Source organism: Streptomyces canus 299MFChir4.1 (genome assembly GCF_000383615.1).
GTDB classification, from domain to species: Bacteria; Actinomycetota; Actinomycetes; order Streptomycetales; family Streptomycetaceae; genus Streptomyces; species Streptomyces canus_C.
Genome location: NZ_KB911584.1, coordinates 463,144 through 475,655, shown reverse-complemented (window position 1 = coordinate 475,655; position 12,512 = coordinate 463,144). Strand labels below are relative to the sequence as shown.

At 71.4% G+C, this 12,512-nt stretch carries 13 protein-coding genes; 4 read left to right on the top strand and 9 right to left on the bottom strand.

Going from position 1 to position 12,512, the window contains the following annotated elements:
- Nucleotides 1–55: 55 nt before the first annotated feature.
- Complete coding sequence (locus H293_RS0110225) at nucleotides 56–1,288, bottom strand: exo-beta-N-acetylmuramidase NamZ family protein (RefSeq protein WP_028807720.1); 1,233 nt, start codon at nucleotides 1,286–1,288, stop codon at nucleotides 56–58.
- A gap of 187 nt (nucleotides 1,289–1,475) precedes the next feature.
- On the opposite strand from H293_RS0110225, the gene H293_RS0110220 reads away from it, so the two are divergent.
- From H293_RS0110220 to H293_RS0110210, 3 genes are read left to right on the top strand one after another with little or no spacing between them, the layout of a single operon-like run.
- Complete coding sequence (locus H293_RS0110220; RefSeq protein WP_020117775.1) at nucleotides 1,476–2,249, top strand: SDR family NAD(P)-dependent oxidoreductase; 774 nt, start codon at nucleotides 1,476–1,478, stop codon at nucleotides 2,247–2,249.
- Nucleotides 2,246–3,913, top strand: a complete 1,668-nt coding sequence (locus tag H293_RS0110215) for a class I adenylate-forming enzyme family protein (protein ID WP_020117774.1) — start codon at nucleotides 2,246–2,248, stop codon at nucleotides 3,911–3,913. Before H293_RS0110220 ends, H293_RS0110215 begins: the two co-directional genes overlap by 4 nt.
- A gap of 26 nt (nucleotides 3,914–3,939) precedes the next feature.
- Nucleotides 3,940–4,533: a TetR/AcrR family transcriptional regulator gene (locus H293_RS0110210; RefSeq protein WP_007380924.1), complete on the top strand. Its 594-nt coding sequence runs from the start codon at nucleotides 3,940–3,942 to the stop codon at nucleotides 4,531–4,533.
- 8 nt (nucleotides 4,534–4,541) lie between these two features.
- On the opposite strand, the gene H293_RS0110205 is transcribed toward H293_RS0110210, so the two are convergent.
- From H293_RS0110205 to H293_RS0110180, 6 genes are all read right to left on the bottom strand, one after another.
- Nucleotides 4,542–5,765 carry an acyl-CoA dehydrogenase family protein gene (locus H293_RS0110205; RefSeq protein ID WP_020117773.1) on the bottom strand — a complete coding sequence of 408 codons (1,224 nt, stop codon included), beginning with the start codon at nucleotides 5,763–5,765 and terminating at the stop codon, nucleotides 4,542–4,544.
- A 5-nt stretch (nucleotides 5,766–5,770) separates the two neighbouring features.
- A complete protein-coding gene (locus tag H293_RS0110200; protein WP_020117772.1) occupies nucleotides 5,771–6,802 on the bottom strand; it encodes a phosphotransferase family protein in 1,032 nt (343 codons plus the stop codon).
- Nucleotides 6,803–6,990: 188 nt separating this feature from the next.
- Nucleotides 6,991–7,287, bottom strand: a complete 297-nt coding sequence (locus tag H293_RS0110195; protein WP_020117771.1) for a hypothetical protein — start codon at nucleotides 7,285–7,287, stop codon at nucleotides 6,991–6,993.
- Nucleotides 7,288–7,525: 238 nt separating this feature from the next.
- Complete coding sequence (locus H293_RS0110190) at nucleotides 7,526–7,849, bottom strand: DUF202 domain-containing protein (RefSeq protein WP_020117770.1); 324 nt, start codon at nucleotides 7,847–7,849, stop codon at nucleotides 7,526–7,528.
- Complete coding sequence (locus H293_RS0110185; RefSeq protein ID WP_028807719.1) at nucleotides 7,846–8,238, bottom strand: YidH family protein; 393 nt, start codon at nucleotides 8,236–8,238, stop codon at nucleotides 7,846–7,848. Before H293_RS0110185 ends, H293_RS0110190 begins: the two co-directional genes overlap by 4 nt.
- 66 nt (nucleotides 8,239–8,304) lie before the next feature.
- A complete protein-coding gene (locus H293_RS0110180; protein WP_020117768.1) occupies nucleotides 8,305–9,384 on the bottom strand; it encodes an endonuclease/exonuclease/phosphatase family protein in 1,080 nt (359 codons plus the stop codon).
- 373 nt (nucleotides 9,385–9,757) lie between these two features.
- Here H293_RS0110180 and H293_RS0110175 point away from each other — a divergent pair, with 373 nt between their 5' ends.
- Nucleotides 9,758–10,855, top strand: coding sequence for a sensor histidine kinase (locus H293_RS0110175; RefSeq protein ID WP_051138080.1), 1,098 nt, complete (start codon nucleotides 9,758–9,760; stop codon nucleotides 10,853–10,855).
- Here the strand turns inward: H293_RS0110175 and H293_RS0110170 are convergent.
- Together H293_RS0110170 and H293_RS0110165 are read right to left on the bottom strand one after the other, a co-directional pair.
- A complete protein-coding gene (locus H293_RS0110170; protein WP_020117766.1) occupies nucleotides 10,830–11,336 on the bottom strand; it encodes an NUDIX hydrolase in 507 nt (168 codons plus the stop codon). The genes H293_RS0110175 and H293_RS0110170 overlap by 26 nt on opposite strands.
- 60 nt (nucleotides 11,337–11,396) lie before the next feature.
- Nucleotides 11,397–12,290 (bottom strand): DMT family transporter, encoded by an 894-nt coding sequence (locus H293_RS0110165; protein ID WP_020117765.1) that lies wholly within the window; start codon nucleotides 12,288–12,290, stop codon nucleotides 11,397–11,399.
- Between the last annotated feature and the right edge of the window lie 222 nt (nucleotides 12,291–12,512).

The following is a 12,512-nucleotide window of genomic DNA, read 5'->3' as shown; positions in this document are numbered from 1 at the left end:
TCCTGCTACCGGGCGAAGTTGGCCATACTCGACGGCCCATCCGTACTCGACGGCTTCATCTGTAGAGGAGGTAGTTCTTCCGAACCCGCCGGAAGGCGCCCAGCTCCTCCCGCCAGCCCGCCATGACCTCGTCGGTGCTCGCGCCGGCGTCGATCATCGTGCGGACCCGGGTCGAGCCGGTGAGCTTGTCGATCCAGTTGTCCGCGCGCCAACCGAACCCGGGCCAGGTGTGCTTGGCGGTCACGAGCAGGGCGATGCCGGTGCGGACGGGGTCGTACGCGGGCCTGTCGTGGACGTGGATCTGGATGCCGCCGATCGTCTTCCCCTGGAACTTGGAGAACGTGGGGGCGAAGTAGGCCTCCCTGAAGTGCACGCCCGCAAGGCCGAGTTCGTTCGCGGCCGCGGCCCAGCGGCCGTCCAGGCCCTCGGCGCCCAGCAGTTCGAAGGGGCGGGTGGTGCCACGGCCCTCCGAGAGGTTCGTGCCCTCGAAGAGGCAGGTGCCTGAGTACACCAGGGCCGTGTCCGGGGTCGGCATGTTCGGGCTCGGCGGGACCCAGGGCAGGTCCCAGGCGTCGTAGAACTCCGACCGCCTCCAGCCCGTCATCAGGACCGTGTCCAGGGGGACGGGGGCGGTGAGAAACTCGCCGTTGAAGAGACGGGCCAGCTCCGCGACGGTCATGCCGTGCGCCTGGGAGATGGGCTGCCGGCCCACGAAGGTCGCGAACTCCCGGTGCAGGACCGGGCCTTGGGCCGCACGGCCGGTGACCGGGTTCGGGCGGTCCAGGACGACGAAGCGCTTTCCGGCGAGCTGGGCCGCCTCCATGCAGTCGTACAGGGTCCAGACGTACGTGTAGAAGCGTGCGCCGACGTCCTGGATGTCGAAGACGATCGTGTCCACGGCGGAGGCGGCGAAGATGTCGGCGAGGGCCTGGCCGCTCTTCAGGTAGGTGTCGTAGACGGGCAGGCCGGTCGCGGGGTCGTCGTAGCGGCCCTCGGAGCCGCCCGCTTGCGCGGTGCCGCGGAAGCCGTGTTCGGGGCCGAAGACGGCCCCCAGGTTCACTCTTTCGTCGGCGTGCATCACGTCGACGATGTGGCGGACGTCTCGGGTGACGCCGGTGGGGTTGGTGACGATCCCGACGCGTTGGCCTTGGAGCTGTGCGTAGCCGGATGCGGCGAGGTTCTCGAAACCGGTTCGTCTGTGGGGGTGGGCTGCCTGAGCGGGGGGTGCGGAGGTCAGTGACGCCGTTGCCGTTGCTGCTGCCAGTAGGGTTCGTCTGGATAGGCGCATGCAGTGCACGTTAGGTGCTCCCGCGGGTGGTGGGCAGGGGGCGGGTGCGTCGTGGCTGGTCGCGCCCACGCGGCGGAGCCGCACATTGATACAACCCCGCGCCCCTAGGGCAACCAGCTCACTCTTCCTTCCACCATACCGACCGGTTAGTCTGGCCGTGCATTCGAGCCGTAGTCGAAGGAGACCGATGGTGGAAGCCCTGCACGATGCCGGAGTGGTCGTCACCGGAGCGGGAGGTGGCATCGGGGCTGCGCTTGCGCGGCGGTTCGCCGCCGAAGGGGCTCGGGTCGTCGTCAACGACCTGGATGCCGGGCGGGCCAAGGCCGTGGCCGAGGAGATCGGCGGGATCGCCGTCGCCGGGGACGCCTCCGCCGTGGTCGCCGACGCCCTTGACGCCCTGAACGGCGTGGTCGACGTCTACTGTGCCAACGCCGGGGTCGCCTTCGGGGGCGGCAACGCCGACGAGCCGTTCGACGAGACCGGGTGGGCCACCTCCTGGGACGTCAACGTCATGGCCCATGTACGGGCCGCCCACGCGCTGCTCCCCGGGTGGCTGGAGCGGGGGAGCGGGCGGTTCGTGTCCACCGTGTCCGCCGCCGGGCTGCTGACCATGATCGGAGCCGCCCCCTACGCCGTCACCAAACACGGGGCGTACGCCTTCGCCGAGTACCTGTCGCTGACGTACCGGCACCGGGGGGTCAAGGTGCACGCGATCTGCCCGCAGGGAGTGCGGACCGACATGCTCGCGGCCGCAGGGACCGCGGGGGACCTGGTGCTCAAGCCGACCGCTGTCGAACCGGAGGACGTGGCCGAGGCCCTGTTCCGGGGGATCGAGGAGGACCGGTTCCTGATCCTGCCGCATCCGGAGGTCACCGAGTACTACCAGGCGCGGGCCGCCGAGCCCGACCGCTGGCTGGCCGGCATGAACCACCTCCAGCGCACGTGGGAGGAGACCCGATGAGCGAGTCCCGGTACGCGGCCAAGCCCTGGCTCGGCCTGCTCAGCGAGGCCCAGCGCGGTCCGATCGAGCCCGACGACTCCCTGGTGCACGCCCTGCGGCGGGCCGTCGCGGAGGCCCCCGAGCGACCCTTCCTCGCCTACTTCGACGGGCGGCTCGGCTACCGCGAGGTCGACGAGCTCAGCGACTCCGTCGCCGGGCACCTCGCCGCTCGCGGTCTGGAGCGCGGGGACCGGGTGGCGATCCTGCTCCAGAACTCGCCCCTGTTCGTGCTCGCGCTGCTCGGCGCCTGGAAGGCGGGCGCGGTCGTCGTGCCCGTCAACCCCATGTACAAGTCGGGGGAGGTCGGCCATGTCCTGCGGGACGGCGAGGTGGCCGCGCTGATCTGCTCCGACCGGGCCTGGGAGGCATATCTGCGGGAGACGGCGGCCGGCTCGCCGGTGCGGATGGTGCTCACCGGGTGCGAGCTGGACTTCCAGACGCGCGGGGACGCGCGCGTGCTCACCTTCGAGCGGCTGCCGCGGGCCGAGGACGCCGACGACCTGGTCGAGGTCGCGCGGGCCGGGCACAAGGCGCCCGAAGGGCGGGACGTCACACCCGGCGACATCGCGCTGATCAGCTACACCTCCGGCACCAGCGGCACACCCAAGGGCGCCACCAACACGCACGGCAACCTCATGTACAACGCCGAGCGGCAGCGGACCGGGCTCGCGTTGCCCGAGGCGCCCGTGTACTACGCCCTGGCACCGCTGTTCCACATCACCGGCATGGTCTGCCAGCTCGGGGCGTGTCTGAACAGCGTGGGCACGCTCGTGCTGACGTACCGCTTCGAGGCGGGTGTGGTCCTGGATGCCTTCGCCGAGCACCGGCCGCACTACACGGTCGGCCCGTCGACCGCGTTCATGGCGCTGGCCGCCCACCCGGACGTCACCCGCGAGCACTTCTCGTCGTTCGTCAACATCTCCTCGGGCGGGGCCCCGCTGCCGCCCGCCCTGGTGGAGAAGTTCCGGGCCGGTTTCGGACCGTACATCCGCAACGGCTACGGGCTGACCGAGTGCTCCGCGCCCTGTGCGTCCGTGCCGCCGGAGCGGGAGGCGCCCGTCGACCCGGTGTCCGGGACGCTCGCCGTGGGGGTGCCCGGGCCCGACACGGTCGTACGGATCGTCGACGAGAGCGGCGTCGAGGTGCCGTTCGGAGAGCAGGGCGAGATCGTCGTGCGCGGGCCGCAGGTGGTGCCCGGGTACTGGCGGCGGCCGGACGCGACGGCCGAGACCTTCCCGGACGGCGAGCTGCGTACGGGTGACATCGGCTTCATGGACCCGCAGGGCTGGCTCTACGTCGTCGACCGCAAGAAGGACATGATCAACGCGTCCGGCTTCAAGGTGTGGCCGCGCGAGGTCGAGGACGTGCTGTACACGCATCCGGCGGTGCGCGAGGCGGCCGTCGTCGGGGTGCCCGACGGGTACCGAGGGGAGACCGTCAAGGCGTACATCAGCCTCCGTCCGGGTGTCGAAACCGACCCCGATGCACTCGCCGCGTACTGCAAGGAGAGACTGGCGGCCTACAAATACCCGCGGCAGGTGGAGATCCTGCCCGAGTTGCCGAAGACGGCCAGTGGGAAGATCCTCCGTCGGGAACTCCGTTCCCGACCGCACGACAACGATTGACCTCTCGAAAGGCAGGTGGCGGCACAGTGCCCAGGACGACGGACGGAGACGGTACGCCCGTCCCGCAGCGGCTGCTGGCCGCCGCCACCCGGCTCTTCGCCGAGCAGGGCTACGACCGCACCTCCGTGCAGGAGATCGTCGAGGCGGCCGGCGTCACCAAGGGGGCGCTGTACCACTACTTCGGCTCCAAGGACGACCTCCTGCACGAGGTGTACGCGCGCGTGCTGCGCGTCCAGCAGGAGCGCCTGGACGCGCTCGCGAACGCCGACGAGCCGATCGAGAAGCGGCTGCGGGCCGCCGCCGCGGACGTCGTGGTCACCACGATCGAGAACCTCGACGACGCGATGATCTTCTTCCGCTCGATGCACCACCTGAGCCCGGAGAAGAACAAGCAGGTGCGGGCCGAACGGCGCAAGTACCACGAGCGCTTCCGCGCACTCATCGAGGAGGGCCAGGAGGCGGGCGTCTTCTCGAAGGCGACCCCGGCCGACCTCGTCGTGGACTACCACTTCGGCTCCGTCCACCACCTGTCGACCTGGTACCGCCCCGACGGCCCGATGGGCCCGCAGGAGGTCGCCGACCATCTGGCCGACCTCCTCCTGCGAGCCCTGCGGCCGTAGCGCGCCGCCTAGAGGTACTTCTTCAGCTCCCGTCGCGCAAGCGAGCGCTGGTGCACCTCGTCCGGCCCGTCCGCGATCATCAGCGTGCGGGCGCCGGCGTACAGCTCGGCCAGGGGGAAGTCCTGGCTGAGGCCGCCCGCGCCGTGCAGCTGGATCGCCCGGTCGATGATGTCCACCACCGCGCGGGGCGTGGCGATCTTGATGGACTGGATCTCGGTGTGGGCGCCCCGGTTGCCGACCGTGTCCATCAGCCAGGCCGTCTTCAGGACCAGCAGTCGCAGCTGCTCGACGGTCACGCGCGCGTCGGCGATCCAGTTGTGGACCACGCCCTGCTGGGCCAGCGCCTTGCCGAAGGCCGTGCGGGAGACGGCTCGCCTGCACATCAGCTCGATCGCCCGCTCGGCCATGCCGATCAGCCGCATGCAGTGGTGGATCCGGCCCGGGCCGAGGCGGGCCTGGGCGATGGCGAACCCGCCGCCCTCCTCGCCGATGAGGTTCGAGGCCGGCACGCGCGCGTGGTCGAAGATCACCTCGGCGTGGCCGCCGTGGTAGTGGTCCTCGTAGCCGAACACCTGCATCGCCCGCTTGACGGTGACGCCCGGGGTGTCGCGGGGCACCAGGATCATGGACTGCTGGCGGCGGATGTCCTCGCCGTCCGGGTCGGTCTTGCCCATCACGATGAAGATCTTGCAGTCCGGGTTCATCGCCCCGGAGATGTACCACTTGCGGCCGGTGACGACGTACTCGTCCGTGCCTTCCGGGGACCGCTCGATGTACGTCGTGATGTTCGTGGCGTCCGAGGAGGCCACCTCCGGCTCGGTCATCGCGAACGCCGAGCGGATCTCGCCGGCCAGCAACGGCTCCAGCCACTGCTTCTTCTGCCGCTCGTCGCCGAACTGGCTCAGAACTTCCATGTTGCCGGTGTCGGGCGCCGCGCAGTTCAGCGCGGTGGGCGCGAGCTGCGGGGAGCGGCCGGTGATCTCGGCGAGCGGGGCGTACTGGAGGTTGGTCAGCCCCGCGCCGTACGCGGGGTCGGGCAGGAAGAGGTTCCACAGCCCCTGCCTGCGTGCCTCGGCCTTCAAATCCTCCACCACGGCCGGGGTGTCCCACGGCGAGGCCAGTTGGGCGCGCTGCTCCTCCGCGACGGCCTCGGCGGGATAGACGTACTCGTCCATGAAGGCGAGCAGCTTGGCGCGCAGCTCCTCGGTGTGCGCGTCGAACGCGAAGTCCATGCGGATCAGCCTTCCTGGATGCCGTCGTGAAGCGTGGTCAGACCGTGCTGGATGAAGACCGGGACGAGGTCGCCGATGCGGTCGAAACCGCCGCCGACCGTCTGGCCCAGGGTGTAGCGGTAGTGGATGCCCTCCAGGATCACGGCGAGCTTGAACCAGGCGAACGCCGTGTACCAGGACACCGCCGAGACGTCCCGGCCCGAGCGCTCGGCGTACCGCGCGACCAGTTCGGCCGGATCCGGGTGGCCGGGGGCCTCGGCGGTCGTGGAGACCGGGGACTCGGGCATGCCCAGCGGCAGGCTGTACATCACCAGCAGGCCCAGGTCGGTGAGCGGGTCGCCGAGGGTGGACATCTCCCAGTCGAGGATCGCCTTGATGCGGTCATCGCCCATCAGGACGTTGTCGAGCCGGTAGTCGCCGTGCACGACGGTGGCGGCGGGGGACTGCGGCAGGTGGCGGCCGAGGGCCGCGTGCAGCTCGTCGATACCGGCCAGGTCGCGGTTGCGGGAGGCGTCCAGCTGCTTGCCCCAGCGGCGCAGCTGGCGGTCCAGGAAGCCCTCCGGGCGCCCGAAGTCCGCGAGCCCGACCTCCGCGGGGTCCACCGCGTGCAGCTCGACGAGGGTGTCGACCAGGGACAGCACGGCGTCACGGGTGCGCTCGGGGCCCAAGGGGGCGAGCTGGTCGGCGGTGCGGTACGGGGTGCCCTCGACGAAGTCCATGACGTAGAAGGGCGATCCGAGCACCTTCTCGTCCTCGCACAGCAGGACCGGGCGCGGCACCGGCACGTCCGTTGGGTGCAGGGCGCTGATGACCCGGTGCTCGCGCTTCATGTCGTGCGCGGTGGCCAGGACATGGCCGAGCGGGGGCCGCCGTACGACCCACTTCGTGGTGCCGTCCGACACCGCGTACGTCAGGTTCGACCGTCCGCCCTCGATCAGCCGGCCGGTCAGGGGGCCCTGCACCAGGCCGGGCCGCTCCAGGTCGAGCAGGCCGCGCAGCCGGTCGAGATCGAGGCCTGGCGGATGGTCGGGACTCATCGGGGCTCCTTACGCGCGCGTGAACGGGTAAGGACCATCATGCCGACTGGTCGGTATGTCGTCCAGGGGGAACGGTGAACGTGATCCGGCCCACGATAGGCCGACAGCTCCCCACGCGGATGCGGCGGGGAGCTGTCGGCGGTGCCTGTCGGCTGTGTGCTGTGCTTCTTTGGCGGTTCTCGCCCCGGTCAGTGGTCGTCCCAGTGGCCCTCGTGGGCGGCGTGGCGGTGGCCGTCGTGGAGGTAGTCGACGTGATCGCCGTGCAGCACGCTCTCGTGTCCGCAGTCCTGGCCGTGCCGGTGGTCGTGCTCCTCGTGGGACACGTGCCCGCCCGGCTCGCACTCGTCCCAGTGCCCCTCGTGCTCGCGGTGCAGGTGCCCGTCGTGCGCGTAGTCGACGTGGTCCTCGTGCGGCACCTCGGTGTGTCCGCAGTCCGAGCCGTGCGTGTGCGAGTGGGAGGCGTGCTCGTGGTGGAGGGTGGTCATGGTGCTCACCTTCGAAGCGACGGGCGATGACGTCGGACAGGCTGCCACGGGTGGGGTGCATATCGGGCGATTCGGTGCGCGTGGCGTGGGTGTGCCCGGTGGGGGTGAGGGCTGGGACTGAGGCTGGGTGGGTGGCGGGGGTACGGCGCGTGCGCAGGTGGGGGGCACGGGTGAGGGGGCGCGGCGGGTCCACGGTGGTCGAGTGCGCGGTCGCGTCGCCGGGGCGGCGTGGCTCTGTTCAGAACACCAGGGCCGCCCCGCACACCGCCATCGCCACCGTGCACAGCACTGCTGTCGTGGCGGCCCGAGGGGTCAGGGTCGGCGGGGTGTCGGACGAGGACAGGGTGCGGATGCGGCGGTGGGCAAGGTAGAGGAAGGCGAGCCACAGCGCGCAGCACAGGGCACACGCCACGAGGGCGGCCGGGGACGGGCCGCCGTGCAGGGCCGTCTTCACCGCGAGTACGGCGGAGACGGTGCCCGAGAGGGTCGTACGGCGCCAGGCGAGGCGGGTGCGTTCGGGCTGGAGCCCCGGGTCGCGGTCCGCGGCGGCGCCCTCGCTCATCCCTCCCACCCGACCAGCACCACGAAGACCATGGCCACGGCCACCACCGCGACCACCACGCTCAGCAACGCCGGGAACCGCGACACCGGCAGATCCTCGCCCCGCCGCATCGCCCGCTCGCACCGCACCCAGTGATTGACCGCCCGCAACGAGCACAGCACGCCCGCCGCAAGCAGCGCGAGCGCCAGCCCGACCCGCCACCCCCAGCGCAGATCCGGCAGGAACTGGTCCACGGCGAAGCCTCCGCCGATGAGCGCGAGCGCCGTCCGCAGCCAGGCCAGGAAGGTGCGCTCGTTGGCCAGCGAGAACCGGTAGTCGGGGGTACGGCCCTCCTGCCGGACCTCCTCGGGGGCGAACCAGACGCGGACGTTCCGTGCAAAATCGATCACGCGCACGAGCCTATCGGCCCCGCCGTCAAAGGGCGTTGCCGGTGCTCACCGGTGCTCCCGGGGCGTTCACCAACTGATCCTCGCCGCCACCGGCAGATGGTCGCTCCCGGTGGCCGGAAGGACCCAGGAGCTCTCCGGCCGCACCCCCCTGACCAGGATCTGGTCGATCCGCGCCAGCGGGAACCCGGCCGGCCAGGTGAAGCCGAAGCCGTCCCCGGCCGCGTCCTGGGCCGAGGTCATCCGCGCGCCCAGTGCGGTGAACGCGCGGTCGTCCAGGGTGCCGTTCAGGTCGCCGAGCACCACCACCCGCTCGTTCCGCTCGGCGGCGACGGCCCGGCCGATCGCCTGTACGCCCCGGTCCCGCTGGGCCGTACCGAAGCCGTCCCTGGGCGTCACCCGCACGGACGCCAGGTGGGCCACGTAGACCACCAGCGGCCCCCGGTCCGTGGTCACCGTCGTGCGTAGCGCCCGCGTCGCGGTCGTGTCGACCGGCTTGGTGTCGGCCAGCGGCCCGTAGTCCATGTCGATGTCGACCCGCCGGGTGTCCGACAGCGGGAGCCTGCTCCACAGCCCGACCGTCCCCCGCACGGCGTGGAACGGGTACGCCCCCGCCAGTTCCTTCTCGTAGGTGCCCGTGGCCTCGGGGGTGATCTCCTCCAGCGCCAGCACGTCCGCTCCGGAGGCGGCCAGGTCGCGGGCGGTGGCCGTCGGGTCGGGGTTGTCGGCGCCGACGTTGTGGCTGACCAGGGTCAGGTCACCGCCGGTGTGGGACCTGTCGCCGAGCAGCCCTCCGAAGAGGTTCAGCCACACCACGACCGGCAGCAGCAGCGCGACCACCGCGGAGGCGGAGCGGCGCCACAGCGCCCCGGCCAGCAGCACCGGGACGAACAGGCCGAACCACGGCAGGAACGTCTCCACCAGACTGCCGAGCTGCCCGATCCGGTTCGGGACACTCCCGTGCAGCAGCATCAGCAGGCCGAGCAGCAGCGCCGACGCGGTGAGCAGCGGGCCGCGCCTCCAGGGCCCGGGGCGGGCGACGGCCAGGACCGCCCGGCGGACACCGGCTCCGGCACGCGGGGTCCAGGAGCCGGTGTCCTGGCGGTGCTCGCCGTCCTGTCCGCTCTCCGCCGTGTCCACCTGTGTCATCGTCGTCCGTCCTTGCTCACTGCTGGTCACTGCTGGTCACTGCCGCGTCCTCGGGTCCCGGGCGGGGGCGGTGCGCGGGCAGCCGTCGTCGACCGTCACGCCGTCCGGGGTTCCGCGTCATGCCATAAGCCAAGGCGACGCGATGTTGCCGGGCCGTATGCGGATTTCGATACACCGGCGATATGCGCCGGTTCGTAGTATCGGGACCATGCGAGTGCTGACGGTCGAGGACGAGCCCGGTCCGGCGGAGGCCGTCCACGGCACCTGGCTGGACGCCAAAGCCCGCGACATCGCCCGCACGAGACGAGAACGCCGACCCGCGACACGAGGCCGGCCGGCAAGCAGGGAGCGGACCGTGGACAGGCAGCCGGGGCTGAGCGTCCGCCTCAAACTCACCCTCAGCTACGCGGGGTTCCTCATGGTCGCGGGCCTCCTGCTGCTCGCCGCGGTGTGGCTGTTCCTGCTGCGCTACGTCCCCAACCGCGCGATGCTCTACAACCCCGACGACGGACCCACGGGCGGTGTCTTCCCCATCCGGTCCGCCCTGCTGGAGGTCTTCGCCCCGAGGGCGGCCGCGGTGCTGGCGTTCCTGCTGGTGTTCGGCCTCGTGGGCGGGTGGATCCTCGCCGGCCGGATGCTCGCCCCGCTGACCCGCATCGCGGAGGCCACCCGCCTGGCCACCCACGGATCGCTCTCCCACCGGATCCTGCTGCCGGGTCACAAGGACGAGTTCCGCGAACTCGCCGACGCCTTCGACGCGATGCTGGCCCGGCTGGAGGCGCATGTCGCCGAGCAGCAGAGATTCGCGGCCAACGCCTCGCACGAGCTGCGCACCCCGCTGGCCATCTCGAAGGCCCTGCTCGACGTGGCCCGCGCCGACCCGCACGCCGACACCGGCGAAGTCATCGCACGCCTTCACTCCGTCAACGCCCGGGCGATCGACCTCACGGAGGCACTGCTCCTGCTCAGCCGCGTCAACCAGCGGTCCTTCACCCGAGAACCCGTCGACCTCTCCCTCCTCGCGGAAGAGGCCACCGAGGAACTTCTGCCGCTGGCGGAGAAGCACGGGGTCACCCTTGAGACCGGCGGGGACGCCGCCCCCACCAACGGGTCCCACGCGCTCCTGCTCCAGCTCACGACGAACCTCCTGCACAACGCGATCGTCCATAACCTGCCCGAGGGGGGCACCGTGCGGGTCACGACCGGCGTCAGCCCCGGGGCGGTGGTGCTCACGGCCGAGAACACCGGCGATCGGCTCACCCCGGAGCTGGCCGCGACGCTCACCGAACCGTTCCAGCGCGGCACCGAGCGCGTGCACACCGATCACGCGGGCGTGGGGCTCGGACTGGCCATCGTGAAGACCATCACCCACGCCCACGACGGAACGCTCGCCCTGGCCCCACGCCCTGGCGGCGGGCTGCGCGTCACGGTGGCGCTCCCGGCGGTCAGCCCATCGACCGGTACGCCCTGAGCCGCTCGTAGGCCGCCAGCCCGTCCGGGACCCACGCCCAGTCCCGCAGCCGCAGCTCCACCTCGTCCTCGGTCAGGAAGTCGTGCCAGGCGACCTCCTCGACCTGGGGACTGACCGGGAGCTCGCAGCGGACCTCGTACACCGCGGACCACCAGGTGTGGCCGGCGCCGTCGGCGTACAGGAACTTGAAGAGGAACTCCGGTCGGGGCAGGCCCGTCACGCCCAGTTCCTCCTCGGCCTCGCGCAGGGCCGCGTCGTCGTAGGACTCGCCCGCGCCGACCACGCCGCCCACGAACATGTCGTAGAGGGACGGGAAGACCAGCTTGGTGGGCGTGCGGCGATGGACGAAGAGCCGCCCCTCGGCGTCCCTGGCCTGGATGAAGACACAGCGATGACGCAGGCCCTGGGCGTATGCCTCACCACGCGGTGACTGTGCGACGACGTTGTCGTCTTCGTCGACGATCTCGTCAGCAGCGCTCATGTCCCCCATCCAAGCAGGGGTACGGGGCCATGCTCGGGGGGCGTCCGTGCAGGGATCCCCTCAGCTCGGCTGAAGATTCCGTGTGGGTTCCGACCGGTCGGCTCCGCGGGGCATCGCGGGATGCATCCCCAGCAGCACGATGCCCGCGACGATGGCCGCGAGCCCCACCGCCTCCCAGGTCAGCGCGGCGGTGTCGGTGCGCAGGCGGTCGCCCAGGAAGCCCACCCCGCACACGATGCCGGCGAGCGGCTGGGCCGCGGTCAGCGCGGGCAGCGACATCCGCAGCGGCGCGGTCTCGAAGGCGCTCTGCACCAGGACGAGCCCGGTGATGCCGAGGGCCAGCACGGCGTACGGCTGCCAGCCGGTCAGCAGCTCGGCGAGGCCGCTCGCGGAGAAGCGCTGGCCGCTGACCCGGGTGAGGGCGTCCTGTACGCCGTAGAGCAGACCGGCCGCCAGGGCCAGCAGGACCGGCCCCGCACTGAGCCGGGAGCGCTTGGCGTAGGTCGTGAGCAGCAGGGCCAGGCCGATCATGACGCCGATGATCAGCCAGTGGCGGAAGGGATCGGTGACCGCCGTACCACCGCGCGGCTCGCCCGCCACGATGAACGCGGTCACCCCGCCCGCCAGCAGCGCGAGCCCCGCCCAGCCCTGGCGGCCCAGGGGCTGCTTGGTCTGCCTGCGGGAGAGGCCGAGGGCGAACAGCAGGTTCGTGGCGAGCAGGGGTTCGACCAGGGAGACCTCGCCCTGACCGAGCGCGATGGCGCCCAGCACCATGCCGACCACCATCAGCCCGATGCCACCGAGCCAGCGCGGTACCTTCACGAGGTCGAGGAGCAGCCGGGGGGAGAGGAAGTCGCTCAGCGGGGCCTGACGGGCCGCGTTCTGCTGCAGCACGAAGCCGAAGCCCAGGCAGCAGGCAGCACTCACGGCGAGAATCAGAACCAGAACCGACACGCTGCGTACCTCGATCGTCCGGCCGGGCGGCGGGGTGGTTGTCGCCGACTGTAGCGTCCCAGCGTCCGGCATGCCCCTGGGAGTACCCGGATTCGGGCCGTCGACTCGGCCGCCGAACCCTTCTCGGCGGCGGGGTGTCCCGCCATGGTGCGGTGCCGGGAAGGGCGGCGCCATGGCGTACGCCACAGAAGCGGGGCCTTGACCCCGCCCCACCAGCACCGC

Bases quoted from the DNA above. Each gene is read 5' to 3' on its own strand.
- H293_RS0110225 (WP_028807720.1), bottom strand. From the start codon at position 1,288: ATGCGCCTATCCAGACGAACCCTACTGGCAGCAGCAACGGCAACGGCG.
- H293_RS0110220 (WP_020117775.1), top strand. From the start codon at position 1,476: ATGGTGGAAGCCCTGCACGATGCCGGAGTGGTCGTCACCGGAGCGGGA.
- H293_RS0110215 (WP_020117774.1), top strand. From the start codon at position 2,246: ATGAGCGAGTCCCGGTACGCGGCCAAGCCCTGGCTCGGCCTGCTCAGC.
- H293_RS0110205 (WP_020117773.1), bottom strand. From the start codon at position 5,765: ATGGACTTCGCGTTCGACGCGCACACCGAGGAGCTGCGCGCCAAGCTG.
- H293_RS0110200 (WP_020117772.1), bottom strand. From the start codon at position 6,802: ATGAGTCCCGACCATCCGCCAGGCCTCGATCTCGACCGGCTGCGCGGC.
- H293_RS0110195 (WP_020117771.1), bottom strand. From the start codon at position 7,287: ATGACCACCCTCCACCACGAGCACGCCTCCCACTCGCACACGCACGGC.
- H293_RS0110190 (WP_020117770.1), bottom strand. From the start codon at position 7,849: ATGAGCGAGGGCGCCGCCGCGGACCGCGACCCGGGGCTCCAGCCCGAA.
- H293_RS0110180 (WP_020117768.1), bottom strand. From the start codon at position 9,384: ATGACACAGGTGGACACGGCGGAGAGCGGACAGGACGGCGAGCACCGC.
- H293_RS0110170 (WP_020117766.1), bottom strand. From the start codon at position 11,336: ATGAGCGCTGCTGACGAGATCGTCGACGAAGACGACAACGTCGTCGCA.